The organism is Salmonella sp. 3C (assembly GCF_025426275.1).
In the GTDB taxonomy this organism is placed as follows: domain Bacteria; phylum Pseudomonadota; class Gammaproteobacteria; order Enterobacterales; family Enterobacteriaceae; genus Salmonella; species Salmonella enterica.
Map to the genome: position 1 here is coordinate 3,392,272 of NZ_CP104858.1, position 26,739 is coordinate 3,419,010.

General features: G+C 53.1%; 26 protein-coding genes, 1 pseudogene and 1 riboswitch. Of the genes and pseudogenes, 17 read left to right on the forward strand and 10 right to left on the reverse strand.

Annotated elements, in window-relative coordinates; translation table 11 throughout:
* Window positions 1-12: 12 nt before the first annotated feature.
* Window positions 13-1,311 (reverse strand): adenosylmethionine--8-amino-7-oxononanoate transaminase, encoded by a 1,299-nt coding sequence (bioA, locus tag N7E69_RS16175; protein ID WP_000205516.1) that lies wholly within the window; start codon window positions 1,309-1,311, stop codon window positions 13-15.
* An 86-nt stretch (window positions 1,312-1,397) separates the two neighbouring features.
* On the opposite strand from bioA, the gene bioB reads away from it, so the two are divergent.
* From bioB to slrP, 7 genes are all read left to right on the forward strand, one after another.
* Window positions 1,398-2,438 (forward strand): biotin synthase BioB, encoded by a 1,041-nt coding sequence (gene bioB / locus N7E69_RS16180; RefSeq protein WP_000090727.1) that lies wholly within the window; start codon window positions 1,398-1,400, stop codon window positions 2,436-2,438.
* A complete protein-coding gene (gene bioF / locus N7E69_RS16185; RefSeq protein ID WP_000118940.1) occupies window positions 2,435-3,592 on the forward strand; it encodes an 8-amino-7-oxononanoate synthase in 1,158 nt (385 codons plus the stop codon). Before bioB ends, bioF begins: the two co-directional genes overlap by 4 nt.
* A complete protein-coding gene (gene bioC / locus N7E69_RS16190; RefSeq protein WP_000079917.1) occupies window positions 3,576-4,331 on the forward strand; it encodes a malonyl-ACP O-methyltransferase BioC in 756 nt (251 codons plus the stop codon). The genes bioF and bioC overlap by 17 nt, the downstream gene beginning before the upstream one ends.
* Window positions 4,324-5,010 carry a dethiobiotin synthase gene (gene bioD / locus N7E69_RS16195; RefSeq protein WP_000167219.1) on the forward strand — a complete coding sequence of 229 codons (687 nt, stop codon included), beginning with the start codon at window positions 4,324-4,326 and terminating at the stop codon, window positions 5,008-5,010. The genes bioC and bioD overlap by 8 nt, the downstream gene beginning before the upstream one ends.
* A gap of 650 nt (window positions 5,011-5,660) precedes the next feature.
* Window positions 5,661-7,682 (forward strand): excinuclease ABC subunit UvrB, encoded by a 2,022-nt coding sequence (uvrB, locus tag N7E69_RS16200; RefSeq protein ID WP_000042502.1) that lies wholly within the window; start codon window positions 5,661-5,663, stop codon window positions 7,680-7,682.
* Window positions 7,683-7,990: 308 nt separating this feature from the next.
* Entirely contained in the window at window positions 7,991-8,164 is a 174-nt protein-coding gene (locus N7E69_RS16205; protein WP_001575831.1) for a hypothetical protein, read from the forward strand.
* Window positions 8,165-8,171: 7 nt separating this feature from the next.
* Complete coding sequence (gene slrP / locus N7E69_RS16210; protein ID WP_000482010.1) at window positions 8,172-10,439, forward strand: SPI-1 type III secretion system effector E3 ubiquitin transferase SlrP; 2,268 nt, start codon at window positions 8,172-8,174, stop codon at window positions 10,437-10,439.
* A gap of 91 nt (window positions 10,440-10,530) precedes the next feature.
* On the opposite strand, the gene yvcK is transcribed toward slrP, so the two are convergent.
* Window positions 10,531-11,439 (reverse strand): uridine diphosphate-N-acetylglucosamine-binding protein YvcK, encoded by a 909-nt coding sequence (yvcK, locus tag N7E69_RS16215; protein WP_001246038.1) that lies wholly within the window; start codon window positions 11,437-11,439, stop codon window positions 10,531-10,533.
* 264 nt (window positions 11,440-11,703) lie between these two features.
* A riboswitch (molybdenum cofactor riboswitch) is annotated at window positions 11,704-11,848 on the forward strand.
* On the opposite strand from yvcK, the gene moaA reads away from it, so the two are divergent.
* The 9 genes and pseudogenes from moaA (at window position 11,836) to N7E69_RS16260 (ending at window position 17,342) form a co-directional block, all read left to right on the forward strand.
* A complete protein-coding gene (gene moaA / locus N7E69_RS16220) occupies window positions 11,836-12,825 on the forward strand; it encodes a GTP 3',8-cyclase MoaA (protein WP_000168181.1) in 990 nt (329 codons plus the stop codon). It overlaps the preceding riboswitch by 13 nt.
* Window positions 12,826-12,846: 21 nt before the next feature.
* A complete protein-coding gene (moaB, locus tag N7E69_RS16225) occupies window positions 12,847-13,359 on the forward strand; it encodes a molybdenum cofactor biosynthesis protein B (protein WP_000084604.1) in 513 nt (170 codons plus the stop codon).
* Window positions 13,360-13,361: 2 nt separating this feature from the next.
* Entirely contained in the window at window positions 13,362-13,847 is a 486-nt protein-coding gene (gene moaC, locus N7E69_RS16230) for a cyclic pyranopterin monophosphate synthase MoaC (RefSeq protein WP_000080898.1), read from the forward strand.
* Window positions 13,840-14,085: a molybdopterin synthase sulfur carrier subunit gene (moaD, locus tag N7E69_RS16235; protein WP_000598596.1), complete on the forward strand. Its 246-nt coding sequence runs from the start codon at window positions 13,840-13,842 to the stop codon at window positions 14,083-14,085. Before moaC ends, moaD begins: the two co-directional genes overlap by 8 nt.
* Before the next feature lies 1 nt (window position 14,086).
* On the forward strand, window positions 14,087-14,539 hold the full coding sequence (gene moaE, locus N7E69_RS16240) for a molybdopterin synthase catalytic subunit MoaE (RefSeq protein ID WP_001209387.1): 453 nt from the start codon (window positions 14,087-14,089) through the stop codon (window positions 14,537-14,539).
* 47 nt (window positions 14,540-14,586) lie between these two features.
* Complete coding sequence (locus N7E69_RS16245) at window positions 14,587-15,291, forward strand: Bax inhibitor-1 family protein (RefSeq protein WP_000373611.1); 705 nt, start codon at window positions 14,587-14,589, stop codon at window positions 15,289-15,291.
* A 144-nt stretch (window positions 15,292-15,435) separates the two neighbouring features.
* Window positions 15,436-16,143: a Bax inhibitor-1 family protein gene (locus N7E69_RS16250; RefSeq protein ID WP_000529062.1), complete on the forward strand. Its 708-nt coding sequence runs from the start codon at window positions 15,436-15,438 to the stop codon at window positions 16,141-16,143.
* Window positions 16,144-16,166: 23 nt separating this feature from the next.
* Window positions 16,167-16,775, forward strand: coding sequence for a hypothetical protein (locus N7E69_RS16255; protein WP_001574057.1), 609 nt, complete (start codon window positions 16,167-16,169; stop codon window positions 16,773-16,775).
* A gap of 7 nt (window positions 16,776-16,782) precedes the next feature.
* Window positions 16,783-17,342, forward strand: a pseudogene (locus N7E69_RS16260) (hypothetical protein).
* A gap of 2 nt (window positions 17,343-17,344) precedes the next feature.
* On the opposite strand, the gene N7E69_RS16265 reads toward N7E69_RS16260, so the two are convergent.
* Genes N7E69_RS16265 through N7E69_RS16275 form a run of 3 tightly spaced genes read right to left on the reverse strand, consistent with a single transcriptional unit; the run spans window position 17,345 to window position 20,303 of the window.
* The gene (locus N7E69_RS16265) at window positions 17,345-18,307 is read right to left on the reverse strand and encodes a YbhN family protein (protein ID WP_001129817.1); all 963 of its coding nucleotides are present in this window, start codon (window positions 18,305-18,307) and stop codon (window positions 17,345-17,347) included.
* Entirely contained in the window at window positions 18,307-19,548 is a 1,242-nt protein-coding gene (gene clsB / locus N7E69_RS16270) for a cardiolipin synthase ClsB (protein ID WP_000649641.1), read from the reverse strand. Before clsB ends, N7E69_RS16265 begins: the two co-directional genes overlap by 1 nt.
* A complete protein-coding gene (locus N7E69_RS16275; RefSeq protein ID WP_000192039.1) occupies window positions 19,545-20,303 on the reverse strand; it encodes an endonuclease/exonuclease/phosphatase family protein in 759 nt (252 codons plus the stop codon). The genes clsB and N7E69_RS16275 overlap by 4 nt, the downstream gene beginning before the upstream one ends.
* Window positions 20,304-20,435: 132 nt before the next feature.
* On the opposite strand from N7E69_RS16275, the gene N7E69_RS16280 reads away from it, so the two are divergent.
* Window positions 20,436-20,846 (forward strand): YbhQ family protein, encoded by a 411-nt coding sequence (locus N7E69_RS16280; protein WP_000871968.1) that lies wholly within the window; start codon window positions 20,436-20,438, stop codon window positions 20,844-20,846.
* Here the strand turns inward: N7E69_RS16280 and N7E69_RS16285 are convergent.
* The 5 genes from N7E69_RS16285 to cecR all read right to left on the reverse strand — a co-directional run bounded on the left by N7E69_RS16285 (window position 20,808) and on the right by cecR (window position 26,551).
* On the reverse strand, window positions 20,808-21,914 hold the full coding sequence (locus tag N7E69_RS16285; protein ID WP_000469051.1) for an ABC transporter permease: 1,107 nt from the start codon (window positions 21,912-21,914) through the stop codon (window positions 20,808-20,810). The genes N7E69_RS16280 and N7E69_RS16285 overlap by 39 nt on opposite strands.
* 115 nt (window positions 21,915-22,029) lie before the next feature.
* Entirely contained in the window at window positions 22,030-23,160 is a 1,131-nt protein-coding gene (locus tag N7E69_RS16290) for an ABC transporter permease (RefSeq protein ID WP_000045765.1), read from the reverse strand.
* Window positions 23,153-24,889 (reverse strand): ATP-binding cassette domain-containing protein, encoded by a 1,737-nt coding sequence (locus tag N7E69_RS16295; protein WP_001287611.1) that lies wholly within the window; start codon window positions 24,887-24,889, stop codon window positions 23,153-23,155. Before N7E69_RS16295 ends, N7E69_RS16290 begins: the two co-directional genes overlap by 8 nt.
* The gene (gene hlyD / locus N7E69_RS16300) at window positions 24,882-25,877 is read right to left on the reverse strand and encodes a secretion protein HlyD (protein ID WP_000743436.1); all 996 of its coding nucleotides are present in this window, start codon (window positions 25,875-25,877) and stop codon (window positions 24,882-24,884) included. Before hlyD ends, N7E69_RS16295 begins: the two co-directional genes overlap by 8 nt.
* Window positions 25,877-26,551 (reverse strand): transcriptional regulator CecR, encoded by a 675-nt coding sequence (gene cecR / locus N7E69_RS16305; protein ID WP_001025254.1) that lies wholly within the window; start codon window positions 26,549-26,551, stop codon window positions 25,877-25,879. Before cecR ends, hlyD begins: the two co-directional genes overlap by 1 nt.
* Window positions 26,552-26,739: the final 188 nt, after the last annotated feature.

The window sequence follows — 26,739 nt, forward strand, 5'->3', positions numbered from 1 at the left end:
AAGCAGCATCGCTTACCGCTGATTAATGGCTAAAAATGTTTCATTGTGTACCGCGTCATTGACCGCCTGGGTCAAACGGCGCAGTTGATCCGGACGAATAATGTAGGGCGGCATCAGGTAGATTAGCTTGCCGAACGGCCTGATCCAGACGCCTTGCCCGACGAAGAAGCGTTGAAGCGCCGCCATATTGACCGTGTGCGTGGTTTCAACCACCCCAATCGCGCCCAACACCCGCACATCCGCCACCCAGGGCGAACTTTGCGCGGGGGCTAACTCAGCGCGTAACTGAGACTCGATAGACGCCACCTGCTGACGCCATTCGCCGCTTTCCAGCAGCGTCAGGCTGGCGCAAGCGACGGCGCAGGCCAGCGGATTCCCCATAAACGTCGGGCCATGCATAAAACACCCCGCCTCGCCGTTGCTAATAGTCTCTGCAACCTGGCGTGTCGTGAGCGTTGCCGAGAGGGTCATGGTGCCGCCGGTTAAGGCTTTGCCGAGACACAGAATATCCGGCGCGATCCCGGCGTGCTCGCAGGCGAACAGTTTGCCGGTACGGCCAAACCCGGTGGCTATTTCATCGGCAATCAGCAGAATGCCTTCGCGATCGCACATGTTACGAATACGCCTGAGCCATTGTGGATGATATATGCGCATCCCGCCCGCGCCCTGAACGATAGGTTCCAGAATCACGGCGGCTATTTCATGGCGATGCGCGGCCATCAGGCGGGCAAATGGCGCGATGTCGCTTTCATCCCATTCGCCATCCATCCGGCTTTGCGGCGCCGGCGCGAACAGGTTTTCCGGCAGATAGCCTTTCCACAAGCTGTGCATGGAGTTATCCGGATCGCACACCGACATCGCGCCGAACGTGTCGCCATGATAACCGTGGCGAAACGTCAGAAAACGCTGACGCGATTCGCCGCGCGCCTGCCAGTATTGCAGCGCCATCTTCATGGCCACTTCTACCGACACCGAACCAGAGTCGGCCAGAAAGACACACTCCAGCGGCTCAGGCGTTATCGCGACCAGCTTACGGCACAGATTCACCGCAGGTGTATGGGTTATGCCGCCGAACATGACATGCGACATGGCGTCAATTTGCGCTTTCATCGCCGCATTCAATTGCGGGTGGTTATAACCATGAATGGCCGCCCACCAGGAGGACATCCCCTCAATCAGGCGTTCGCCCGAGGCGAGAACCAGCTCGCAGCCTTCGGCCCGCTCAACGGGATATACCGGCAGCGGCGAGGTCATGGAAGTGTAAGGATGCCAAATATGGCGTTTATCGAAGGCCAGATCGTCCGTTGTCATAATCGACTTGTAAACCAAATTAAAAAGATTTAGGTTTACGAGTCTACACCATATCAAAAACAAACAACATATTTTGGAGAAGCCCGATGGCTCGCCACCCACGCTGGACACTGTCGCAAGTAACCGAATTATTTGAAAAACCACTGCTGGAATTGCTGTTTGAAGCGCAGCAAATTCATCGCCAGCATTTCGATCCGCAGCAGGTACAGGTTAGTACGCTGCTGTCGATCAAAACCGGCGCCTGCCCGGAGGATTGTAAATACTGCCCGCAGAGCTCGCGCTATAAAACCGGGTTGGAAGCCGAGCGTTTAATGGAGGTAGAGCAGGTACTGGACTCCGCCCGTAAAGCGAAAAACGCCGGTTCGACCCGCTTCTGTATGGGAGCGGCCTGGAAGAATCCGCATGAACGCGATATGCCTTATCTGGAGCAGATTGTACAGGGCGTCAAAGCGATGGGGCTGGAAACCTGTATGACGCTCGGCATGTTGAACGAGAGCCAGGCGCAGCGTCTGGCTAACGCCGGGCTGGATTACTACAACCACAACCTCGATACCTCGCCGGAGTTTTACGGCAATATCATCACTACCCGTACCTATCAGGAGCGCCTCGACACGCTGGAAAAAGTCCGTGAAGCAGGGATTAAAGTGTGCTCCGGCGGCATTGTGGGTCTGGGCGAAACGGTTACCGATCGCGCCGGACTGTTGTTGCAGTTGGCGAACCTGCCGACGCCGCCGGAAAGCGTGCCAATCAACATGCTGGTGAAGGTGAAAGGCACACCGCTTGCGGATAACGATGACGTGGATGCGTTTGATTTTATTCGTACTATCGCCGTGGCGCGCATCATGATGCCGACCTCATACGTGCGTCTTTCCGCAGGGCGTGAACAGATGAACGAGCAGACCCAGGCGATGTGCTTTATGGCCGGGGCGAACTCGATTTTCTATGGCTGCAAATTGTTAACTACGCCAAATCCGGCAGAGGACAAGGATCTGCAGTTATTCCGTAAGCTGGGACTGAATCCGCAGCAGACCAGGGTGCTGGCGGGCGATAACGAGCAGCAGCAACGTCTGGAGCAGACGCTGATGACGCCTGACACCGATGATTATTACAACGCGGCAGCCTTATGAGTTGGCAACAACGCGTCGACGATGCGCTGACGGCGCGTCGGGCGACGGATACGTTGCGCCGCCGCTATGTGGTGTCGCAGGGCGCCGGACGCTGGCTGGTAGCGAACGGGCGACAGTATCTTAACTTTTCCAGCAATGATTACCTCGGCTTAAGTCAACATCCGCAGATTATTCGCGCCTGGCAACAGGCAGCGACGCGTTTTGGCGTCGGCAGCGGCGGGTCGGGTCATATCAGCGGTTATTCCGTGGCGCACCAGGCGTTAGAGGAGGAACTGGCGCAATGGTTAGGATATCCACGCGCGCTGCTGTTTATCTCTGGCTTTGCGGCGAATCAGGCGGTCATTACCGCCTTAATGAAAAAAAATGACCGGATTGTGGCCGACAGGTTGAGTCATGCTTCCCTGCTGGAAGCCGCTAATCTGAGTCCGGCGCAGCTTCGCCGCTTTATCCATAACGATACGCAGCATCTGTCGCGTTTACTGCAATCGCCCTGCGTGGGTCAGCAACTGGTGGTGACAGAAGGTGTATACAGCATGGACGGCGACAGCGCGCCGCTGGCGGAAATCCAGCACATTGCCCGCAGGCATCATGCCTGGCTGTTGGTTGATGATGCGCACGGCATCGGCGTGACTGGCGATGAGGGGCGGGGCACCTGCTGGCAGCGGGGGGGGAAGCCTGAGTTGCTGGTGGTGACTTTCGGTAAGGGGTTTGGCGTCAGCGGCGCAGCGGTGCTCTGCTCGGAAAGCGTCGCAGATTATCTGCTGCAATTCGCCCGTCATCTGGTTTACAGCACCAGTATGCCGCCCGCCCAGGCGCAGGCGTTAAGCGCCTCGCTGGCGGTGATCCGTAGCGATGAAGGTCGTGAACGGCGCGAAAAACTCGCCGCTCTGGTTCAGCGCTTTCGGGCCGGCGTTAACGCGTCCCGATTTACGCTACTGAATGCCCATAGCGCCATCCAGCCGTTAATCGTGGGCGATAACAGCCGTGCATTGCGCCTGGCGGAGGCGCTGCGTCAACAAGGATGCTGGGCGACGGCGATTCGTCCGCCGACGGTGCCTGTCGGTACGGCGCGCCTGCGCTTAACGTTAACGCAGGCGCATGAAGCGTGCGATATAGACCGTCTGCTGGAGGTGCTGCATGGCGCAGGTGAATAAGCAGGCTATTGCGGCGGCGTTTGGCCGGGCCGCATCGCAATACGAACAGCACGCCTCTTTACAGCAACACAGCGCGGATGCGCTGCTGACGCTGTTGACAGGCCGCCAGTTTGCCAGTGTGTTGGACGCAGGCTGCGGCCCCGGACGTATGAGTCGTTACTGGCGAGAGCGGGGGAGCGAAGTGACCGCCCTGGATCTTTCGCTGCCGATGCTGCAACAGGCTCGCGATCGTCAGGCGGCGCATCACTATTTGCTGGCGGATATCGAAGCGATTCCCCATGACGCCGGCGTTTTTGACCTGGCCTGGAGCAACCTGGCGGTCCAGTGGTGCGGCGATTTACGCGATGCGTTGAGCGAGTTGTATCGGGTTGTACGGCCCGGCGGCGTGGTGGCGTTTACCACCTTGTGCCAGGGGTCGTTGCCGGAGCTGCGTCAGGCATGGCAGGCCGTCGATAATCGCGCTCACGCGAATAGCTTTTTGCCGGAAGAGGCCATTGACCACGCGCTACGCGGCTGGCGGGCGTCTCGTCATACTCAGGCGATGACATTGTGGTTTGAGGATGCCCTGAGCGCGATGCGTTCGCTCAAAGGCATTGGCGCCACCCATCTTCATGAAGGGCGGGAGACGGATGTATTAACCCGCGCCCGGCTTAGACAGATTCAACTGGCATGGCCGCAGCGGCAGGGGAAATATCCGCTGACGTACCACCTTTTTATGGGAGTGATTGAACGTGACTAAACGCTATTTTGTGACCGGTACTGATACTGAAGTCGGTAAAACGGTCGCCAGTTGCGCCTTATTGCAGGCCGCAACGCAGTTAGGTTATCAAACCGTAGGCTATAAGCCCGTCGCTTCCGGCAGCGAAATGACAACCGACGGGCTACGCAATAGCGATGCCCTGGCCTTGCAGCGTAACAGCAGCCTGCCGCAACCTTATTCCGCTATCAATCCTTATACTTTTGCCGAGCCTACTTCTCCCCACATCGCTAGCGCCGACGAAGGCCGGGCGATAGACGCGGCGGTGTTATCACGCGGATTACGAACGCTGGAGGCGCAGGCAGACTGGGTGTTGACAGAAGGGGCGGGCGGCTGGTTTACACCGCTCTCTGCCACGCTGACGTTTGCCGACTGGGTACAGACGGAGCAGCTGCCGGTGATTCTGGTTGTTGGCGTCAAGCTGGGCTGTATTAATCACGCCATGCTGACGGCGCTGGCGGTAGAACAGGCCGGATTACCGCTTGTCGGATGGATAGCCAACGACATGCAGCCGCCAGGCGCGCGTCATGGTGAATATCTCGCGACGCTTCGCCGCGTCATACCGGCCCCGCTGTTAGGGGAAATCCCGTGGCTGGGCGTTTCTCCATCGCAGGCGGCGACAGGACAGTATCTGGACCTTAGCCCCCTGGAACGCGCCTGACCGCGCTTAAAAACCGCCTTCTTGCAGGATCAGACGATCCTGCTGTTCTTTCGCCAGACCCTCCTGACGTCGCCATGCTAAAAATGTGCAAAATGTGAGCGTCTACGCCTCAATTTTTGCCTTCTCGTTAGCCAATAATCTGCCAAAAATAGCGATAATTTTTTTTTATCGCCCGGCGAAAACGTCAGGGGCTGATTTTGCCAGGCGGCAGGGGATACGGGCTGGAAGCAGTTATCCACTATTCCTGTGGATAACCTTGTGTATTAGAGTTAGAAAACACAACGTAAGCGAGAGGCGACGCGGCCTGCGACTAAATTGGCGCGAAAGACGGCTTGAGAAAATATCCCTTTTCAGACAGCAAGTTATATAAAATCAATGGTTGTAAAGGAAGGAGGATACGTTGACATAAAACTTTCATCATCCGACTTGACAAATGTTAAAAAAGACTCTGGTCTGGGGATAACCAGCACACTGCTGGAATTTTACCCCGCGACTGTCTATGTTTTACCTCTAAATAGCGTGGGGTATCTACCGATAGCCATTATACACTGGAGTGTTACTGTTTTTTCATCCAGTATTTTTTATTGGCAATATTCACCGTCGAGAGTAAAATTACATCCCTGCCCGCTCACTCCTTCAGGTAGCCGCTCATGAGTAAACCGTTCAAACTGAATTCCGCTTTTAAACCTTCTGGCGATCAGCCGGACGCTATACGTCGTCTGGAAGAGGGGCTGGAGGACGGGCTGGCGCATCAGACGTTATTGGGCGTGACCGGCTCCGGGAAGACATTCACCATTGCCAACGTCATTGCGGACTTGCAGCGGCCAACGATGGTGCTTGCGCCCAATAAAACCCTGGCGGCGCAGCTCTACGGCGAAATGAAAGAGTTTTTCCCGGAAAACGCGGTGGAGTATTTCGTCTCCTACTATGACTACTATCAGCCGGAAGCGTATGTGCCAAGTTCGGATACGTTTATCGAAAAAGACGCTTCGGTAAACGAACATATTGAGCAAATGCGGTTGTCGGCAACGAAAGCGTTGCTTGAGCGACGCGATGTCGTGGTGGTGGCTTCCGTGTCCGCGATTTACGGTCTGGGCGATCCGGATCTCTACCTGAAAATGATGCTGCATCTGACGGTGGGAATGCTGATTGACCAGCGCGCGATTTTGCGTCGGCTGGCGGAATTGCAATACACCCGTAACGATCAAGCTTTTCAGCGTGGTACCTTTCGCGTGCGCGGCGAAGTGATCGACATCTTCCCGGCTGAATCTGACGACATCGCGCTACGCGTTGAGCTGTTTGATGAAGAAGTGGAACGCCTGTCGCTGTTCGACCCGTTAACCGGGCAGGTAGAGTCAACGGTGCCACGTTATACTATCTATCCCAAAACGCACTACGTGACGCCGCGCGAGCGTATTCTGCAGGCGATGGAAGAGATAAAAGATGAGCTGGCGGACAGGCGTAAGGTCTTGCTGGCGAATAATAAGCTGCTTGAAGAGCAGCGATTAAGCCAGCGCACGCAGTTCGATTTAGAGATGATGAACGAGCTGGGCTACTGCTCAGGCATTGAAAACTATTCCCGCTTTCTGTCGGGCCGCGGGCCGGGCGAACCGCCGCCAACCTTGTTCGATTATCTGCCCGCCGACGGACTGCTGGTGGTGGATGAGTCTCATGTCACCATCCCGCAGATAGGCGGCATGTACCGCGGCGACCGGGCGCGCAAAGAGACGCTGGTCGAGTATGGCTTCCGTCTGCCTTCGGCGCTGGATAACCGTCCGCTGAAGTTTGAGGAGTTTGAAGCCTTAGCGCCGCAAACTATCTATGTTTCCGCCACGCCCGGCAACTATGAGCTGGAAAAATCTGGTGATGAGGTGGTGGATCAGGTCGTGCGACCGACCGGGCTGCTGGACCCGATTATTGAAGTGCGTCCGGTGGCGACCCAGGTGGACGATCTGCTGTCCGAAATTCGTCAGCGTGCGGCCATTAATGAGCGTGTCCTTGTCACTACGCTTACCAAACGGATGGCGGAAGATTTGACCGAATATCTGGAAGAGCACGGCGAGCGCGTGCGTTACCTGCACTCAGATATTGATACCGTGGAGCGCATGGAAATCATCCGCGATTTGCGTCTGGGCGAGTTTGACGTTCTGGTGGGGATTAACCTGCTGCGCGAAGGGCTGGATATGCCGGAAGTCTCGCTGGTGGCGATTCTGGACGCCGATAAAGAGGGCTTCCTGCGCTCCGAGCGCTCCCTGATTCAGACCATAGGGCGCGCGGCGCGTAACGTTAACGGTAAAGCGATTCTGTATGGCGATAAAATCACGCCGTCGATGGCGAAGGCGATTGGCGAAACCGAGCGACGTCGCGAGAAGCAGCAGAAGTACAACGAAGAGCACGGTATCACTCCGCAGGGGCTGAACAAAAAAGTGGTCGACATCCTGGCGCTGGGGCAGAACATTGCGAAAACCAAAGCGAAGGGGAAAGGCAAGGGCCGTTCTACGGCAAAAGCCGGAATTGTCGAACTGGATATGACGCCGAAAGCGTTGCAGCAGAAAATTCATGAACTGGAAGGGCAAATGATGCAGCACGCGCAAAATCTGGAGTTTGAAGAAGCCGCGCAAATTCGCGACCAGTTGCACCAGTTACGCGAGTTGTTTATCGCGGCGTCCTGACAATGTGTCGATCGCCAGCGAGTCATCGTTACCATGGCTCGCTTTTGAGAATTTCAGTTCAATAGTAAGGGCTAAGTCAGTCAGGAATGAAAAACAGTGACAGGCTTTGACTAACGAGATTGTCGAAAAACTCAAAACATCAATGGGGTAGCTAGTTTAATCACAACTGAAGAAAATTAGCGTTGAGGCTGAACCCAACGCTAATTTTCCCTCTCTCCTCGGCTATGAAAAAAAACGCCCCGTATTATCGGTATAGCTATCCTCATGATCGTCATTTTAATCTTATGTGAGTTCGTTGAAAGCGTGTCATGGCAACAGATTACATCATTCTACTTAAAAAAGAGGTGATGGAAGCGCGAGCATTTATAAGTCAAGCGCTGCAAATACTGAATGATTTGTCCGAAATAATGACGACTGTGACCTCTTATTTAAAGTTGAGAATATCCTTATCTGTTACTTTAGGTTACGTTCAGATCAGGTAGGGAAAATATGTTTAATATTACTAATATACAATCTACGGCAAGGCATCAAAGTATTAGCAATGAGGCCTCAACAGAGGTGCCTTTAAAAGAAGAGATATGGAATAAAATAAGTGCCTTTTTCTCTTCAGAACATCAGGTTGAAGCACAAAGCTGCATCGCTTATCTTTGTCATCCACCTGAAACCGCCTCGCCAGAAGAGATCAAAAGCAAGTTTGAATGTTTAAGGATGTTAGCTTTCCCGGCGTATGCGGATAATATTCAGTATAGTAGAGGAGGGGCAGACCAATACTGTATTTTGAGTGAAAATAGTCAGGAAATTCTGTCTATAGTTTTTAATACAGAGGGCTATACCGTTGAGGGAGGGGGAAAGTCAGTCACCTATACCCGTGTGACAGAAAGCGAGCAGGCGAGTAGCGCTTCCGGCTCCAAAGATGCTGTGAATTATGAGTTAATCTGGTCTGAGTGGGTAAAAGAGGCGCCAGCGAAAGAGGCAGCAAATCGTGAAGAAGCCGTACAACGGATGCGTGACTGCCTGAAAAATAATAAGACGGAACTTCGTCTGAAAATATTAGGACTTACCACTATACCTGCCTATATTCCTGAGCAGATAACTACTCTGATACTCGATAACAATGAACTGAAAAGTTTGCCGGAAAATTTACAGGGAAATATAAAGACCCTGTATGCCAACAGTAATCAGCTAACCAGTATCCCTGCCACGTTACCGGATACCATACAGGAAATGGAGCTGAGCATTAACCGTATTACTGAATTGCCGGAACGTTTGCCTTCAGCGCTTCAATCGCTGGATCTTTTCCATAATAAAATTAGTTGCTTACCTGAAAATCTACCTGAGGAACTTCGGTACCTGAGCGTTTATGATAACAGCATAAGGACACTGCCAGCACATCTTCCGTCAGGGATTACCCATTTGAATGTGCAGAGTAATTCGTTAACCGCTTTGCCTGAAACATTGCCGCCGGGCCTGAAGACTCTGGAGGCCGGCGAAAATGCCTTAACCAGTCTGCCCGCATCGTTACCACCAGAATTACAGGTCCTGGATGTAAGTAAAAATCAGATTACGGTTCTGCCTGAAACACTACCTCCCACGATAACAACGCTGGATGTTTCCCGTAACGCATTGACTAATCTACCGGAAAACCTCCCGGCGGCATTACAAATAATGCAGGCCTCTCGCAATAACCTGGTCCGTCTCCCGGAGTCGTTACCCCATTTTCGTGGTGAAGGACCTCAACCTACAAGAATAATCGTAGAATATAATCCTTTTTCAGAACGAACAATACAGAATATGCAGCGGCTAATGTCCTCTGTAGATTATCAGGGACCCCGGGTATTGTTTGCCATGGGCGACTTTTCAATTGTTCGGGTAACTCGACCACTGCATCAAGCTGTCCAGGGGTGGCTAACCAATCTCGAGGAGGAAGACGTCAACCAATGGCGGGCGTTTGAGACGGAAGTAAACGCGGCAGCCTTCAGCATGTTTCTGGATCGTCTTAGCGATACGCGGAACACCCGACACCCGGATTTTAAGGAACAAGTCTCCGCCTGGCTAATGCGCCTGGCTGAAGATAGCGCACTAAGAGAAACCGCATTTATTATAGCGATGGGTGCAACGATAAGCTGTGAAGATCGGGTCACACTGGCATACCACCAAATGCAGGAAGCGACGTTGGTTCATGATGCTGAAAGAGGCGCCTTTGATAGCCACTTAGCGGAACTGATTATGGCGGGGCGTGAAATCTTTCGGCTGGAGCAAATAGAATCGCTCGCCAGAGAAAAGGTAAAACGGCTGTTTTTTATTGACGAAGTCGAAGTATTTCTGGGTTTTCAGAATCAGTTACGAGAGTCGCTGTCGCTGACAACAATGACCCAGGATATGCGATTTTATAACGTTTCGGGTATCACTGAGTCTGACCTGGACGAGGCGGAAATAAGGATAAAAATTGCTGAAAATAGGGATTTTCACAAATGGTTTGCGCTGTGGGGGCCGTGGCATAAAGTGCTGGAGCGTATAGCGCCAGAAGAGTGGCGTGAAATGATGGCCAAAAGGGCTGAGTGTATTGAAACGGATGAGTATCAGAGCCGGGTCAATGCTGAACTGGAAGCGTTAGGAATAGCAGGTGATCCTGACGCAGAGCGCATGGCTGGAATGCGGATAATGGAAGAGATCAATCAGACCCTCTTTACTGAGATCATGGAGAATATATTGCTGAAAAAAGAGGTGAGCTCGCTCATGAGCGCCTACTGGCGATAGCTGAACGCAGTTTATCAGAAGAGGGAGAGAGCCTGTTTACCCTTCGGTGTAAACAGGCTTCTGATAAGCGCAGCGTCGTCGGTAAACGGGCTTAACCCAACGCCTGTAGCGCTTTTTCTAGCGCATTATGTAATAACTGACGATCGTGGCGATAGGGGATATCGCTGGCCTCCAGCACTTCCTGAATCACCAGCCGATCGTTCACCGCACTGACGTCAACTCGCGGCCCAACCACTACTGCGTCAATGACTTTTTTGCCAATATATTGCTCCATCATTGCCAGCTTATCGACCAGCGTTAAACTGGCGGCGGGCAGACTCAGTTCGCGACCCAGATTGCCGATATACACCATTGGCGCTGGGGTGCGCCGCAGCGCCTGCGCCAGTTCATCCAGCAGCAGGCAAGGCATCAGGCTAGTATAAAAACTGCCAGGGCCAATCAGAATCAGATCCGCGTCATTAATGGCCTGTACCGCTTCCCGCGTCGCCGGAACGTTCGGCGTTAACATGATCTCCTGCGGCGGCGTCGCTAACTGATCGATATTCACCTCGCCGTAAATCTCATGCCCCTGTTCGTCAATCGCCATCAGATCTACCGGTAGCTCCGACATCGGGATCAGCTGCGCGTCCACTTTAAGCAGATTACGAATTAAATTAATCGCTTCCAGAGGCCGCACGCTCAGGTGATCTAACGCCTTTAACATCAAATTTCCGAGGTTATGACCAGAAAGTTCGCCATTACCGCCAAAACGATACTCAAACATAGCGGACGCGACGCTAGGTTCGGTAATTAACTGATTCAGACAGTTGCGCATATCGCCCCAGGCGATCCCGCCTTCCGAGCGGCGAATACGGCCAGTTGACCCCCCGTTATCTGTGGTAGTCACAATGCCGGTCAGGCGCGAACCTAATGAAGAAAGCGAGGAGAGGACGCGTCCTAATCCATGCCCTCCGCCGAGGGCAACGACACGATCAAGGTCAGCCAGCGTACGATTGCGCATAAAAATTCCTGAAGTCAAATAAGCAGCGCTACAGTAGCGCAAGTCGCGGGTTTTCAGCAATTAGCCGACCGGCTAAAAGACAATTAATTATTCCCGACTACCCCTTTATAGCGAGGGCGTTACCACGGCTAAATGATATATATCAATGTAAAAGTGTGATTTTCACGTATTCTGTCGCTAAATAGCACGATCATATCGCTATGTATATGTTTATATAGCGAAAGCGTGATGGCGAAATTGTCATTTACACGCTAGTATCGGCGTAACCACAGTAAACACTCTAGCCTCTGCACCTGGGTCATTTTTGATACGGTGCTTTGGCCGTGACAACGTTTAACGTTTGCCACCAGGGCGCAGGAAGAAATGACTCCGCCTCCCGTATTTGGAAAGGTGTACATGGCTTCACAACTTACCGATGCTTTCGCGCGTAAGTTTTACTACTTGCGTTTGTCGATTACCGATGTGTGTAACTTTCGTTGCACCTACTGTCTGCCGGATGGCTACAAACCTGGCGGCGTCACTAACAACGGTTTCCTTACCGTCGATGAAATTCGTCGCGTTACGCGCGCTTTTGCCAGTCTTGGCACGGAGAAGGTGCGTCTTACCGGCGGCGAGCCTTCATTACGCCGCGATTTTACCGACATCATTGCCGCCGTGGGTGAAAATGATGCTATTCGCCAGATCGCGGTGACCACTAACGGTTATCGACTGGCGCGCGATGCCGCGAACTGGCGCGAAGCGGGGCTGACGGGCGTCAATGTTAGCGTGGATAGTCTGGATGCGCGTCAGTTCCATGCGATTACCGGTCAGGACAAATTCCGCCAGGTGATGGCGGGCATCGATGCCGCCTTTGACGCCGGTTTCGAAAAGGTGAAAGTCAACACCGTGCTGATGCGCGACGTGAATCACCATCAGTTGGATACCTTCCTTGCCTGGATTCAGCCTCGCCCCATTCAGCTACGCTTCATTGAACTTATGGAGACGGGCGAGGGGAGCGATCTCTTCCGCAAACATCATATTTCGGGTCAGGTATTACGCGACGAGCTGATTAAGCGCGGTTGGATCCACCAGCTCCGCCAGCGCAGCGATGGCCCGGCGCAGGTTTTTTGTCATCCCGATTACGCCGGTGAGATCGGCCTCATTATGCCGTATGAAAAAGATTTCTGCGCCACCTGTAACCGCCTGCGTGTTTCGTCCGTCGGTAAGCTGCATTTATGTCTGTTTGGCGACGGCGGCGTGAGTTTACGCGACCTGTTACAGGATGACGCGCAGCAATACGCGCTTGAGAAACGTATTTCCGACGCGTTGCGGGAGAAAAAGCAGACCCATTTCCTTCACCAGAGCAATACTGGTATTACGCAAAATTTATCTTACATTGGCGGTTAATCCTTAATAAGGAGATTTCAGATGAGTCAGGTCAGCGCTGAATTTATCCCGACCCGCATCGCTATTCTTACTGTTTCCAGCCGACGCGGCGAAGAAGACGACACCTCCGGTCATTATCTGCGTGATTCGGCGCAGGAGGCCGGGCATGAAGTGGTGGCGAAAGCCATCGTTAAAGAGAACCGTTACGCGATTCGCGCCCAGGTTTCCGCCTGGATCGCCAGTGATGAGGTGCAGGTCGTATTGATAACTGGCGGGACCGGTTTGACCGAAGGCGATCAGGCGCCGGAAGCGCTGTTGCCGCTGTTCGATCGTGAAGTGGAAGGATTTGGCGAAGTGTTTCGCATGCTCTCGTTTGAAGAGATCGGCACCGCAACTCTGCAGTCGCGCGCGGTAGCTGGCGTGGCGAATAACACCTTGATTTTCGCCATGCCGGGCTCCACAAAAGCGTGCAGAACCGCATGGGAGAATATCATTGCGCCGCAGCTGGATGCCCGTACACGCCCATGTAATTTTCACCCTCATTTAAAGAAATAACGATGTCGCAATTAACCCATATAAACGCCGCAGGCGAAGCGCACATGGTGGACGTTTCCGCGAAAGCGGAAACCGTTCGTGAAGCGCGTGCGGAAGCATTCGTTACCATGCGTAGTGAAACGCTGGCGATGATTGTTGATGGCAAACACCACAAGGGCGATGTTTTCGCCACCGCCCGAATTGCCGGTATTCAGGCCGCCAAACGCACCTGGGAGCTGATCCCGCTGTGCCACCCGCTACTGCTAAGTAAAGTGGAGATTCAGCTTCAGGCCGAGCCGGAGTATAACCGCGTGCGTATTGAGTCTCTGTGCCGTCTGACCGGTAAAACCGGCGTCGAAATGGAAGCGTTAACCGTGGCGTCCGTCGCGGCGTTAACCATCTACGACATGTGCAAAGCGGTACAAAAAGATATGGTAATTGGTCCGGTGCGCCTGCTGGCGAAAAGCGGCGGCAAATCGGGGGATTTTAAGGTGGATGCGCATGATTAAGGTGCTTTTCTTCGCCCAGGTTCGCGAGCTTACAGGAACTGATGCGCTGGATCTTCCAGCAGATTTTTCCACCGTTGAGTCGCTGCGACAGCATCTGGCGACAAAGAGCGATCGTTGGGCGCTGGCGCTGGAAGACGGTAAGCTGTTGGCGGCGGTCAACCAGACGCTGGTAAGTTTTGACCATCCGCTGACGGCGGGCGATGAAGTGGCGTTTTTCCCGCCAGTCACGGGGGGCTAACATGCGTGAAACGCGAATTGTAGTCGGCCCTGCGCCGTTTAGCGTCGGGGAGGAATATTCCTGGCTGGCGGCGCGCGACGAAGACGGCGCGGTCGTCACCTTTACCGGAAAAGTGCGCAATCATAACCTGGGCGATAGCGTTAAGGCGCTGACGCTGGAGCATTATCCCGGCATGACTGAGAAAGCTCTGGCGGAGATCGTCGTTGAGGCACGTTCCCGCTGGCCGCTGGGGCGGGTCACGGTGATTCATCGCGTTGGCGAATTATGGCCGGGCGATGAGATTGTGTTTGTCGGCGTCACCAGCGCGCACCGCAGTAGCGCGTTCGACGCCGGTCAGTTCATTATGGATTATCTGAAAACCCGTGCGCCGTTCTGGAAGCGTGAAGCCACGCCGGAAGGCGATCGCTGGGTCGAAGCGCGCGACAGCGACCAGCAGTTGGCGAAACGTTGGTAGCAGAATGTGATACGCTTTAGGGTATCATTTCCACACAGGAGTTCATCATGGACAGATTTCCACGATCTGATTCAATAGTGCAGGCGCGGTCCGGCCTGCAGACCTATATGGCGCAAGTGTATGGCTGGATGACGGTCGGACTGTTACTGACCGCGTTTATCGCGTGGTATGCGGCTAATACGCCAGCCGTCATGATGTTTGTCTTTTCCAGTAAGATCACTTTCTTTGGCTTAATTATTGCCCAGCTTGCGCTGGTGTTTGTTCTGTCGGGACTGGTGCATAAACTTAGCGCCGGAATGGCGACGACGCTGTTTATGCTCTATTCGGCGCTAACCGGATTGACGTTATCCAGTATTTTTATCGTTTACACCTACTCCTCTATCGCCAGCACGTTTGTGGTGACGGGGGGAATGTTTGGCGCCATGAGCCTGTACGGGTACACCACTAAACGCGATCTTAGCGGTTTCGGCAATATGCTGTTTATGGCGCTTATTGGTATCGTTCTGGCGTCGCTGGTCAATTTCTGGCTGAAGAGTGAAGCGCTGATGTGGGCGGTAACCTATATCGGGGTGGTGGTGTTTGTCGGTCTGACAGCCTATGACACGCAGAAACTGAAAAATATCGGCGAGCAAATAGATACCCGCGATAGCGCTAATCTGCGTAAATATTCGATTCTCGGCGCGTTAACGCTGTACCTGGACTTTATCAACCTGTTCCTGATGTTACTGCGTATTTTTGGTAATCGCCGCTAATTATAGCGATCTCTTAAAATCCTGGCCTTGCGCCAGGATTTTTTTAGGACTATATTTAGGGCGAAACAGCATAAATATCTTAGAAATGTTTTCCTGCGCTTGCCATTCTTATCACGTGATCATGTGAAGAGTGATAAATGACAAGTGGGACCTCTGGCTGCAATACGTATACGGCAAATAGCATTTATTCCCGCGACAATGTTATCCCTTACCTATTGGTATACTGCGTTGGGACTATGGTGTACCGCCGGCATTATATGGTTAACGTTGTATACTCATTTTTTGATAACCCACGTTCAACCTGTTGTTGTTTTGTGGATATCAGCACTTTTGCTTGGTCTGGGGTATGGGGCCGTTACCTGTCTTTCCCGCTTTGGCACTGTTGTCGCAACGTTGATATATATTGCCATCATTACGCTTACCGGCGTGTCATTAGCTTACCTTTTCTCAAGTGGCGCGACCATTTTCGTGATTGTTGGAATCATGTTTAGTCTTAATGCCTTATTTATTTTCTACCTGAATATCAGTTCTGGTCTATTCAGGCCGTTAATCTTCATGGCGGTAAGCGGGATCATCGCTGCGATAGTTGTCAATAGCCTGGTGGCCAGTAGCACTATGGTCTGGATAGTCAGTATGCTGACGGTATTGGTATGGACATTGATTACAGCACTAGAAAAATCGACACTTCATGGTTATGCCCGCATGTTATATCACAGCGAGTTTTCATCCCTGTCTCGTTGCGCTTTATTTGGCGCGCTGACGCTTTACCTTGGCATTATTAATGCTGTGGTTACGCTGTGTCGTTATATCATTTTGATGATTCTGGAAATACTATTATCTTTCAGGCCGTAGGCGTTGCAGGTTTTTTATTCAGGTTGGTGATGATGGGTATAATGAGTAAATTATGTGGCAAACAATTTTGGTTAGCGTTTTGTGAAGCTAAAGACGTCACTCGCGCCATTAAAAATGGCGGCGAGGATTTTAATAAGAAATGCCCGCCAGCGCTGATTTCTCATTTCATTACCGGATTTTCATGGGAACATTCATTACCTAATCCTGCGCCTGTTTGCGCGTTTAGTTTTATGCTTCTTGTGGGAGGTGTGTGCAGTGCGCATTTTGTTTTTGATAAGTTTATCCTGTATTGGCCACTAAATATAATTATTTATTTTGGCAGTGCTATAGGTATGATGCTATGTGTTATGGCTGAGGTATGGCTTATTGCCAAAGGTTTTATCCTGGGGTTGCGCCTCTGCGTTTTACTGTTTTTATTAAATATTATGCTCTGTGGTACTGGATTATTTGACGTGTTGTGCCATCAAAATAGCGAACTAAAGAGTGATCTGGTTATCGCGATTATTATGGTTGTGCTTTGCCGCTGGGTGATGAATGGCGAAACGTTTACGATGATGATTCGTTTCTGCCTGGGGCGTCGATTAGTGCGAGTCGCATTACAAAAATATCTCACCTCACAGACAAGGAAATGATAAGCCCATGAACCTGATGACGTGGCTAACAGGAAAAACACTGGCGGAGCTGGTGAAAAAAGGGCAGTTGATCCCGCCAGAAATTAAGTTACCTGTGTATCCGGCCAGCCACTACAAAAAAACTGGTATGAACAAGGTATTCCTCACGGAGGCGTTATTGGGCTTACGGCGATTATGATGACCATGACATGGATCGTCAGTATAAACATGGTTATTGCGCAGTTTGAGCTGCACAATAAAAAGCATCTGGAGCTGGTCTTCTTCCTGGCCGTGGGCTATATCGCTTTTCTTACCCCGTCAAATCAGCTCCTGCTTAAAGGAAGAATGAGCGGGGTCATTATTTACCGCTATGCGCTATTACTGGCCATTATTTCCGTTACGTTGGCAACGTTCTGTACCCTGTCATCAGTATTCATGGGTGAGTTTAACGAAGTGCTCCTGCTGCTGTTTAGCTGGTCATTGCTGCTTTTTTCCCGCTTACAGATGAATACGTCTTTTTTCTCAGCATATGTTTATTTTTACCGGATAAAACGCGTTGTGCTGGAAAGCGAAAACGCGTCTGCTTAAATTCATTTCGCCATCGCCCGCTCGTTTTTCGCCCGCAGCTTCTTCGCCCGGCTCTCCAGGATCAGATAGCACACCAGCGCCAGCAACAGGGGAATAAAATAGTAAAGCACACGGTACGCGAGCAGGGCGGCGATAATCGTGCCTTGCGACGTATGTTCGCCCGCCAGCAACGCGAGGAATACGGCCTCCAGCACGCCGATGCCTGCCGGAATATGCACGATGACGCCCGCGATACTGCTCACCAGCAGTACGCCCAGCACAAAGAAATAGTTCACATCCTGACCCATCAGCAGCCAGATGATGGCGCCCATCGCCATCCAGTTCGCGCTGGAGATCGCCATCTGCGCCAGCGCGAATTTCCATGACGGCAGCACCAGTTTCTGTCCTTTAATCGTCATATGCCGCCGCTTCGCAAAGGCGCAAAACCACAGATAGACCGCGATAATCAACAATAAAACGATACCGAGAATTCGTAGCGTGCCTTCATCGATATACCAGTGGTCGGGAAGCTGGACAATGCCGAAGGTAAAAATGATGCCGCCAAGCAGAATATAGCCCAGCCAGTTAGTGGTAATGCTGAGTGAGAAAATACGCGTGATAGTACTGCCGGGCAACCCGAGGCGAGAGTATAGTCGGTAACGCATCCCGATCCCGCCGACCCAGGTGCTGAGCGTCAGGTTAAAGGCATAGCAGACGAACGATACCAACATCACCTGTCGCTTCGCCAGTTTATGGCCGCAATAAAGCCGTCCAAGCAGGTCGTAGCAGCCGTACAGAAGATAGCTAACGATCACCAGTCCCACAGCGCTTAAAAGCGCCGTGCGGTTATAGTCGCGGATGACGGTCCAGACATCGCCCCAGTCGACCTTTTTAGCATAAACCACCAGCAGAACGACGACCGCAATAAAAAACAGCCAGGTCAGCACTTTTTTAGCCAGCCGCCAGCGCGGATGCGATTTAGCCATTAGGGCTTCACTCCTGTATTTTCTGGATCAACGCGATCCTGGGTTTCCATTTCTGGCTGGGCAGGCGGGGGAACCTGCGCCAGATGCGGGGTATGCGCAGATAGCCAGCCGACCAGCGCCGGGAAATGACGTAAAAAGTGGAACGCCAGCACGCTTTTGGTCAGGTTCCACCAGGTGCGTTTTGGCAGCATAGACTCATCGACCTGCTTACAATCATTCACGATGATGCCTTGTAAATTATCGCGCAGGGTCTGGTTAAAGGTACGATCGTGAATGATCAGGTTAGCTTCAAGGTTAAGCGACAGGCTGAGCGGATCGAGATTACTCGACCCTACCGTGGCCCAGTGATCGTCCATCAGCGCCACTTTGCCATGCAGCGGACGGCGTCGGTATTCATAAACCTGCACGCCGCCCTTCACCAGATAGTTATAGAGCAACCGCGCGCCGACTTTGACTATCGGCATGTCTGGTTCCCCCTGGACAATCAGTTTTACGCTCACGCCACGGCGGGCGGCTTTACGCATTGCGTGGAGCAAGCGATAGCCGGGGAAAAAATAGGCGTTAGCGATAATCACTTCACGCTTTGCCTGGGTCAGCATTTTCAGATAATGACGTTCGATATCGTCGCGGTGTTCTTCATTATCCCGCCAGACAAACAGCGCCTGCGCTTCGCCGGGGTGACGGTTTTCTTCAGCCTGGTGATGGCGCTTCCACCAGCGGCGCGCGGGGCTTTGCCCCGGCAGATTCTCGACTTCGAATTGCAGGATATCGGCCACTACAGGCCCTTCGACCCGTACCGCGTAGTCTTGTTTCGCCTGCGGGCCGTAATCCGACATATGTTCGGCGGAGTAGTTAATGCCGCCGACAAAAGCAATACGATCATCAATCACCACAATTTTGCGGTGCATTCGGCGGAAGATATTGGTTCGCAACCCCAGTAGACGCGGGCGGGGGTCGTAATAGCGAAAAATCACGCCCGCTGAGGTCAATTCGCCGACAAACGCGTCGCTGAGATCGGGAGAGCCGTAGCCGTCGAGTAATACTTCGGCTTTTACGCCGCGCTGTGCGGCTTTTAGCAGAGCGGCATGGAGTTTTTTACCCACCTCATCTTCAAACAAGATAAAGGTTTCCAGAATGATTTTTTGCTGTGCCTGAGCGATAGCCTCAAACACGGCAGGATAGAACTGGTCGCCGTTTTCCAGTAGCTGAATTTGATTACCTTCACGCCAGCCGCATTTCATAGATGGATCTCCGCGCTAAGGGGGGCATGGTCTGATAAATGTCGCCAGTTCCGCAGCGGCAGCGCCGTAGGAGAACTGGCGTTCGCATTCTTGACGTAAATACGATCGAGTCGCAGCAGCGGCATACTCACCGGGAATGTGCGCGCCGGTCGGCCATGGGCACGGGTGAATATCTCCTCCAGCCCGGCCGCGTTTAACGGCGGGCCGGCTTTTTGCCGCCAGTCATTAAAGTCTCCGGCCACCAGCACCGGTTCTGATTCCGGCAAGGCATTCACCCATCCCGCCAGCATGGTTAACTGCGCCTGACGGTGGCTCTCCCGCAGGCCGAGATGTACGCACATGACGTGGATAGGGCGGTTGAGCATGGGCGGCGTAATGCGGCAATAGAGCACGCCGCGTTTTTCGCTACCGCCGACCGAGACGTCGCGATTTTCATAATGTTCAATGGGATAGCGAGAAAGAACCGCGTTACCGTGGTGGCCTTCCGGATAGACCGCATTGCGGCCATAGGCGAAATCGCTCCACATGGTGTCGGCTAAAAATTCATAGTGGGTAGTGTCCGGCCAGTTTTCGATATGCAGCGGATGCACTTCGTGCGCGCCCATCACTTCTTGCAGACAGACGATATCGGCGCCGACCGTTCTGACGGCGTCGCGCAGCTCCGGCAGGATGAAGCGTTTATTAAAGGCGGTAAAACCTTTGTGCGTATTAATTGTGAGCACTTTGAATGAAAAATTTCGCGTGTGTTGAGTCATTTTCTTCCTGTCCGCGTCACTATCCTGATTGAAATAGTGTAGTCGTCGTCACAAAAAGATGCGGTCTTACGGAATTTTCCGTAAAGTTCGGTACTCTGAATAATGAGAGAAAAATGCTTCAGGAGAAAAGCCATGAAGTGGCAACAACGCGTTCGTGTCGCAACCGGCCTCGGTTGTTGGCAGATTATGTTGCATTTACTGGTAGTGGCGATGCTGGTAATAGGCTGGATGAGCGGCACATTAGTGCGCGTCGGCCTGGGATTATGCGTGCTTTATGGCGTGACGGTACTGCTGATGCTGGCGTTGCAGCGCCATCATGAGCAACGCTGGCGCGATGTGGCGGATGTGCTGGAAGAGCTGACTACCACCTGGTACTTCGGCACCGCGCTGATTGTCCTCTGGCTGCTATCCCGCGTATTGCAAAACAATGTCTTGCTGGCGCTGGCGGGGCTGGCTATCCTGGCCGGGCCCGCCTTGGTCTCGCTACTGGCGAAAGATAAAAAGCTACATCACTTTGCGTCTAAACATCACATACGCCGCTGAACCCGTGGTGGCCGCTATCACCAGTAGCGGCCACAAACTTCCCCAGACAATTCCCAGACTTGCATCCTTAAGATAAATTTGCTTGGTAATATCAGTAAAGTGGCGGATAGGATTTATCCACGTCAGGTTTTGCAGCCAGACCGGCATATTTTCCACCGGCGAGACATAACCCGAGAGCAAAATCGCCGGCATCATAAAGACAAAGACGCCGATAAACGCCTGCTGTTGCGTGGCGCAAAGCGATGATATCAGCAAGCCAAAGCCTACCAGCGACAGCCCGTAAATCACCATCGTGAAATAAAACAGCGCTAACGAACCGGCGAAGGGAATTTGGTATGCCCAAATGCCGATAGCCAGCACGATCGTGGCCTGGAAGGTCGCGACAATCAGCGCCGGCACCGCTTTACCAACGAAAATCTGCCAGGTGGTGAGCGGAGAGACCAGCAGCTGATCCAGAGTGCCTTGTTCACGCTCGCGGGCGACGGACAGCGAAGTGACGATCATCACGCCAATAGTGGTGATCATGGCGATCAGCGAGGGCACCACAAACCACTTGTAGTCCAGATTCGGGTTATACCAGTTGCGTACCACCAGTTCGCTATTGTTGGGCTTTGGCTTGCCGTCCATCAATGTCTGCTGATACTCCTTGACGATCTGTTGCAGATAATTGGCGGCGATTTGCGCGCTGTTGGAGTTACGTCCATCAAGAATGAGTTGCATCGGCGCAGGCTGGAAGGTATCCAGATTCCGCGAGAAATCCGCCGGGAAGCGTACCAGCAGCAGCGCTTTTTGCGTATCGATAGTCGGCTGGATCTCCTGCGGACTGTTCAGCAATAGCACATGGGTAAACGCTTTCGCGCGGGCAAAGCGCTGGGTAAGTTCTACCGAATGTTTGCCGTTATCTTCGTTATAGATGGCGATAGTCGCGTTAGTGACTTCAAGCGTCGCGGCGAACGGAAACAGGATGACCTGAATCAGCACCGGCAGAATCAGGATCGCGCGCGTTTGCGGTTCGCGTAAAAGCGATTGCAGTTCTTTGCGAATTAACGTCCATAAACGATGAAACATGCCCGTCCTCTCAGTCCAGTTTGCAGGCCTGATAAGCAAAGCGTATCAGGCATAATACCGGATGGCGGCGTGAACGCCTTATCCGGCCTACGACGACAATTATCCATACACATAGTTAATCCAGCCGTCGTTTGGTTTTTAGCCACGTCAGGCCAATAAACATCACCGCCGAGGCGATTAAAAACAGTACGTTAACGCCTAACACGACCGGAATATTGCCGGCCAGAAACAGACTTTGTAGGGTGCTGACAAAATAGCGCGCCGGAATAATATAGGTCACCGCGCGGATCACCGCAGGCATACTGTCTATCTGGAAGATAAATCCGGACAGCATAATCGAGGGCAAAAACGCGGCGTTCAGCGCCACCTGCGCGGCGTTAAACTGGTTGCGAGTGATAGTGGAAATCAACAGCCCCATCCCCAGCGTACTCAGTAAAAACAGACTGGTGATGATAAACAGAATCACCAGCGAACCGCGATACGGCACGCCGAGAATAAACACCGATACCAGCATACAGAGCAGCATCGCCAGCATACCGAGAAAGTAATAGGGAATAAGCTTACACAGCAGCAGTTCAACACGCGTCACTTCGGTTGAGAGCAGCGCCTCCATCGTGCCGCGCTCCCATTCGCGGGCAACGACCAGCGAGGTGAGGATTGCGCCAATTACCGTCATGATAATGGTCACCGCCCCGGGAATAATAAAATGCTGACTGATCGCCGCCGGGTTAAACCAGTAGCGCGTCTGGACGTCGATGAGCGGTTCAAAGGTGTCGCCGCGATCTTCCGCCCGCTGCTGTTGCCAGATTTGCCAGATGCCTTCCACATAACCCTGAACGAAGTTGGCGGTGTTTGGCTCGCTGCCGTCGGTAATCACCTGAATCGGCGCGCTGTCACCGTCGCGCGCCATTTGCTGCGCGAAATCCACCGGAATCACCACCAGTCCGCGAATGCGTCCGGCCTGCATTTTTTCAATTAATTCATGGCGGTTATCGCTAATGGTCGCGTCGATATAGGGTGAACCGGTCATCGCATGAGTGAAATCCAGCGCCTCCTGGCTTTGTTGTTCAAGCAGAATCCCCACCCGCAGTTTGCTGGAGTCGAGGTTAATGCCGTAACCAAAAATAAACAGCAACAGCAGCGGGATCACCACCGCAATCAGCCAGCTACTGGGATCGCGCACGATCTGGCGCGTCTCTTTGACGCACAACGCACGCACGCGGCGCCAGGAGAGAGACTTACTCATGCGTATGCTCCTTATCCCAGTCATTGATGAGAGTGATAAAGGCCTGCTCCATCGTTGGATCGGCCTGTTGCTCATCGGCGGCCTGCGCTTTGAGATCGTCCGGCGTACCGCTGGCGATAAGCTTCCCGCGATAAACCAGTCCGATGCGATCGCAATATTCCGCCTCATCCATAAAGTGGGTCGTCACCATTACCGTGACCCCTTTTTCCACCATGCTATTAATGTGCAGCCAAAATTCACGACGGGTGAGGGGATCAACCCCGGACGTTGGTTCATCAAGGAATAAAATATCCGGTTCGTGCATCAGCGAGCAGGCCAGCGCCAGTCGCTGTTTAAAGCCCAGCGGCAGCGCATCGGAGGGATGCGACGCGATGCTTTTCAGACCAAACGCTTCACTCATGCGCTGAATTTTTTCATTTTGCGCGCGGCCCCGCAAACCGTAGACGCCGGAGAAAAAACGCAGGTTCTGCTCAACCGTCAGGTTGCCGTAAAGCGAAAATTTTTGCGCCATATAGCCCAGATGCTGACGGGCTTTGCCGGAGCTGACTTTCAGGTCCATATCCAGCACCAGCGCCTTGCCGGACGTCGGCACCAGCAGGCCGCACATCATTTTAAAGGTGGTTGATTTACCCGCGCCGTTCGGGCCGAGCAGGCCAAAAATCTCGCCGCGTTGTACGACGAAATTAACATGGTCCGTGGCCGCGAAATCGCCAAATTTTTTCGTCAGTTCCTGCGCTTCAATCACCGTTTCGCCGGCAGTGCCTTCAACCGTATGCAGGATTGAACCCAGCGGAGACTCCGAGGTTCCCGCTCCGCCAAGCAGATCGATAAACGCATCTTCGAAGCGCGGCGCGGTCTCATTGAGGGTGATTTCCGGCATTCCTTCGGCCTGACGAATATCTGCTGCGGTCGCCTCTTTTTTCAGGATCAGGCGTACCGAACGCCCCTGAATCATGCCGTCGCTCACCTGCGGCAGTCTGAGCGCTCTCTGTAGTAACTTACGGTTGTTTTCCTGTGGACTGCTCATCAGAAAGCTACGACCGGCCATCGTTTGCGTCAGCGCTTTAGGTTCGCCCTGATAGAGCAGCTCGCCTTCATTCATCAGCAGCACATCGCGGCACTGTTCGGCTTCATCCAGATAGGAGGTGCTCCATAAAATCAGCATCCCGTCGCCCGCCAGTTCGTGGACCATTTGCCACAACTCGCGCCGTGAAATCGGGTCAACGCCAACGCCCGGTTCATCCAACAGCAGCACTTTCGGTTCGCCGACCAGCGTACAGGCCAGCCCCAGTTTTTGCTTCATCCCGCCGGACAATTTTCCTGCCAGACGGCCAGTGAAAGGGCCGAGGGCGGTAAACTCCAACAAACGGGCAAAGGTCTTTTCCCGTATCTCGCCGGTAACGCTGCGTAAATCGGCATAGAGATTAAGGTTCTCCATGACGGTAAGATCTTCATACAGACCGAATTTCTGCGGCATATAGCCCAGAACCGCGTGCAGCTCGCTGTCGTTTTGTATCGGGTCGAAGCCCAATACTGACGCGTTGCCGCCATCGGCTTTGAGCAGGCCCGCCAGCATACGCATCAGCGTGGTTTTTCCTGCGCCGTCCGGCCCTACCAGCCCGGTGACATAACCGGAATGAATGGTACAGTCGAGCGGCGCGACGGCGGGTTTATCCATTCCCGCAAAGCGCTTCGTCAGACCGTGCAGCGTAATAACGGCCTCACTCATGCCGTGCCTCGTCATTAAATTTCACCGTGACTGGCATCCCCTGGCGTAACGCATCGTCCGCATCGGTGACGATAATGCGCAGGCGATAGACGAGATCGGTACGCAGATCCGGCGTTTCGACGGTTTTCGGCGTAAATTCCGCGGTGGGCGAAACGAAACCAATCTTGCCGTGGTAAGGTTTGTCAGGACGACCGTCGGTATACAACAGAATGTCGCGCCCCGGTTGCGTCTGACTGAGGTTGCGTTCATCGACATAGGCGCGCACCCAGACGGGGCGGGTCAGCGAGAGCGTTAATACCGTGCTGCCGGCGTTCAGCATACTGCCAGGCTCGACCGCGCGGGTGAGCAAGGTTCCGTTGGCAGGCGCGATAAGCGTGGTGTCCTGCAAATCAAGCTGCGCCTGCGCCAGTTGGGCCTTTGCCTGTTCCAGGCTGGCTTTCGCCTGGGCGATATCCTGTTCACGATTACCGGTACGGTACTGGCTCAGTTTATCCTGCGCGGACTTCAGCGTCGCCTGCGCCTGATCGCGCGATGAGCGGGCGTTTTCCAGATCGTTAGCGGAAATGGTGCGGCTTTTCCACAAACCTTGCTGACGGTTATAAAAGTTTTGCGCGTAGTCATAGGCGGCTTGCGCCTGTCTGACGGCGGCGGCGGCCTGGGCTATCTCTTCATCGCGATAGCCTGCCAGCATCAAATCATATTGCGCCTGCGCGACCGACACGCCAGCTTTCGCCTGCATTAGCGCGTTTTCGTATGGCGCGTGATCCAGTTCGCCGAGCACCTGTCCGGCTTTGATAGTATCGCCTTCATCAACATTCAGCGACGCCAGCCTGCCGCCGACGCGAAAGCTGATATTGACGGTACGGATATCGACATTACCGTATAGCGTCAGCCCATCGTCCTGCCGACTTTGATACCACCAGGTTCCACCGGCAATCACAGCGACGATCGCTGCGATTGCCAGTCCGATAACGACAGGTTTTTTCATCAGTCCAGACTCCTTTGCGTTAAACCGTGCAGAATAAGATCGATGTGGCAGGTTACCGTCTGGTAAATCAGCTCCGCTTTTTCTTCATCAAACTGCGGCCAGCCGGTACGTAACAGAATAGTTTCTTTGCCGAGACGAAACGCCAGTACTTCTCCCAGTAAGGCATGGGTATGCAAAATCATGCGCGTATCATTGGCGTCGCAGCCGGTATAAGCGGCAACCAATCTTGTCAGATGGGTGTGCAACGGATCGATAACCTGTTCATGGACCAATTGATAGGCCGACGTGGGAGAGAGCTGCTCGCGTGAAATAAATTTGCTCAGGTTAACGGTGTCTTCCTGCGTCAGCAGCATAATCATGTTCTTGCAGGCGAGCAGAATGAGCTCGCGTATGGCGTCCCGGTCAGGGGCAGGCTGGCTAAACAGACGCTCCGCTTTTTCAGCATGGGGGCGAAATTTTTCGCCAAGAAAATCGGCAATCCACTGGGCGCAGGCGAGGTATAAATCCTCTTTTGAGCCGAAATAGTAAGTAATGGCGGCAATATTTTGCCCCGCCAGCGCAGCGATATCGCGCGTGGTAGCATGGAGGCCATACTCGCCAAACTGCGCCAGCGCGGCGGCAATGAGCTGACTTTTCGCCTGCTCGCCCTTGGTGGTCGTAGTGGGAATATTCATCACACGCCCTAAGTCTTAATCAATCGATTGATTAAGACTATGACTCATAATGGTACTTGTCCAGTGTGGTCGATTAATTTGTCTTTGCTACCTTCCGGGATAATTTATGCGCCGCATCACAAAAACTGCTACACTCCGCCCCTTCATGACATTGTGGTTTTTGTCATTCCAAATTTGAGCATCTCCCT

Coding starts and splice junctions, on each gene's coding strand:
- bioA (WP_000205516.1), bottom strand. CDS start 1,311: ATGACAACGGACGATCTGGCCTTCGATAAACGCCATATTTGGCATCCT.
- bioB (WP_000090727.1), top strand. CDS start 1,398: ATGGCTCGCCACCCACGCTGGACACTGTCGCAAGTAACCGAATTATTT.
- bioF (WP_000118940.1), top strand. CDS start 2,435: ATGAGTTGGCAACAACGCGTCGACGATGCGCTGACGGCGCGTCGGGCG.
- bioC (WP_000079917.1), top strand. CDS start 3,576: ATGGCGCAGGTGAATAAGCAGGCTATTGCGGCGGCGTTTGGCCGGGCC.
- uvrB (WP_000042502.1), top strand. CDS start 5,661: ATGAGTAAACCGTTCAAACTGAATTCCGCTTTTAAACCTTCTGGCGAT.
- N7E69_RS16205 (WP_001575831.1), top strand. CDS start 7,991: ATGGCAACAGATTACATCATTCTACTTAAAAAAGAGGTGATGGAAGCG.
- slrP (WP_000482010.1), top strand. CDS start 8,172: ATGTTTAATATTACTAATATACAATCTACGGCAAGGCATCAAAGTATT.
- yvcK (WP_001246038.1), bottom strand. CDS start 11,439: ATGCGCAATCGTACGCTGGCTGACCTTGATCGTGTCGTTGCCCTCGGC.
- moaA (WP_000168181.1), top strand. CDS start 11,836: ATGGCTTCACAACTTACCGATGCTTTCGCGCGTAAGTTTTACTACTTG.
- moaB (WP_000084604.1), top strand. CDS start 12,847: ATGAGTCAGGTCAGCGCTGAATTTATCCCGACCCGCATCGCTATTCTT.
- moaC (WP_000080898.1), top strand. CDS start 13,362: ATGTCGCAATTAACCCATATAAACGCCGCAGGCGAAGCGCACATGGTG.
- moaD (WP_000598596.1), top strand. CDS start 13,840: ATGATTAAGGTGCTTTTCTTCGCCCAGGTTCGCGAGCTTACAGGAACT.
- moaE (WP_001209387.1), top strand. CDS start 14,087: ATGCGTGAAACGCGAATTGTAGTCGGCCCTGCGCCGTTTAGCGTCGGG.
- N7E69_RS16245 (WP_000373611.1), top strand. CDS start 14,587: ATGGACAGATTTCCACGATCTGATTCAATAGTGCAGGCGCGGTCCGGC.
- N7E69_RS16265 (WP_001129817.1), bottom strand. CDS start 18,307: ATGGCTAAATCGCATCCGCGCTGGCGGCTGGCTAAAAAAGTGCTGACC.
- clsB (WP_000649641.1), bottom strand. CDS start 19,548: ATGAAATGCGGCTGGCGTGAAGGTAATCAAATTCAGCTACTGGAAAAC.
- N7E69_RS16275 (WP_000192039.1), bottom strand. CDS start 20,303: ATGACTCAACACACGCGAAATTTTTCATTCAAAGTGCTCACAATTAAT.
- N7E69_RS16280 (WP_000871968.1), top strand. CDS start 20,436: ATGAAGTGGCAACAACGCGTTCGTGTCGCAACCGGCCTCGGTTGTTGG.
- N7E69_RS16285 (WP_000469051.1), bottom strand. CDS start 21,914: ATGTTTCATCGTTTATGGACGTTAATTCGCAAAGAACTGCAATCGCTT.
- N7E69_RS16290 (WP_000045765.1), bottom strand. CDS start 23,160: ATGAGTAAGTCTCTCTCCTGGCGCCGCGTGCGTGCGTTGTGCGTCAAA.
- N7E69_RS16295 (WP_001287611.1), bottom strand. CDS start 24,889: ATGAGTGAGGCCGTTATTACGCTGCACGGTCTGACGAAGCGCTTTGCG.
- hlyD (WP_000743436.1), bottom strand. CDS start 25,877: ATGAAAAAACCTGTCGTTATCGGACTGGCAATCGCAGCGATCGTCGCT.
- cecR (WP_001025254.1), bottom strand. CDS start 26,551: ATGAATATTCCCACTACGACCACCAAGGGCGAGCAGGCGAAAAGTCAG.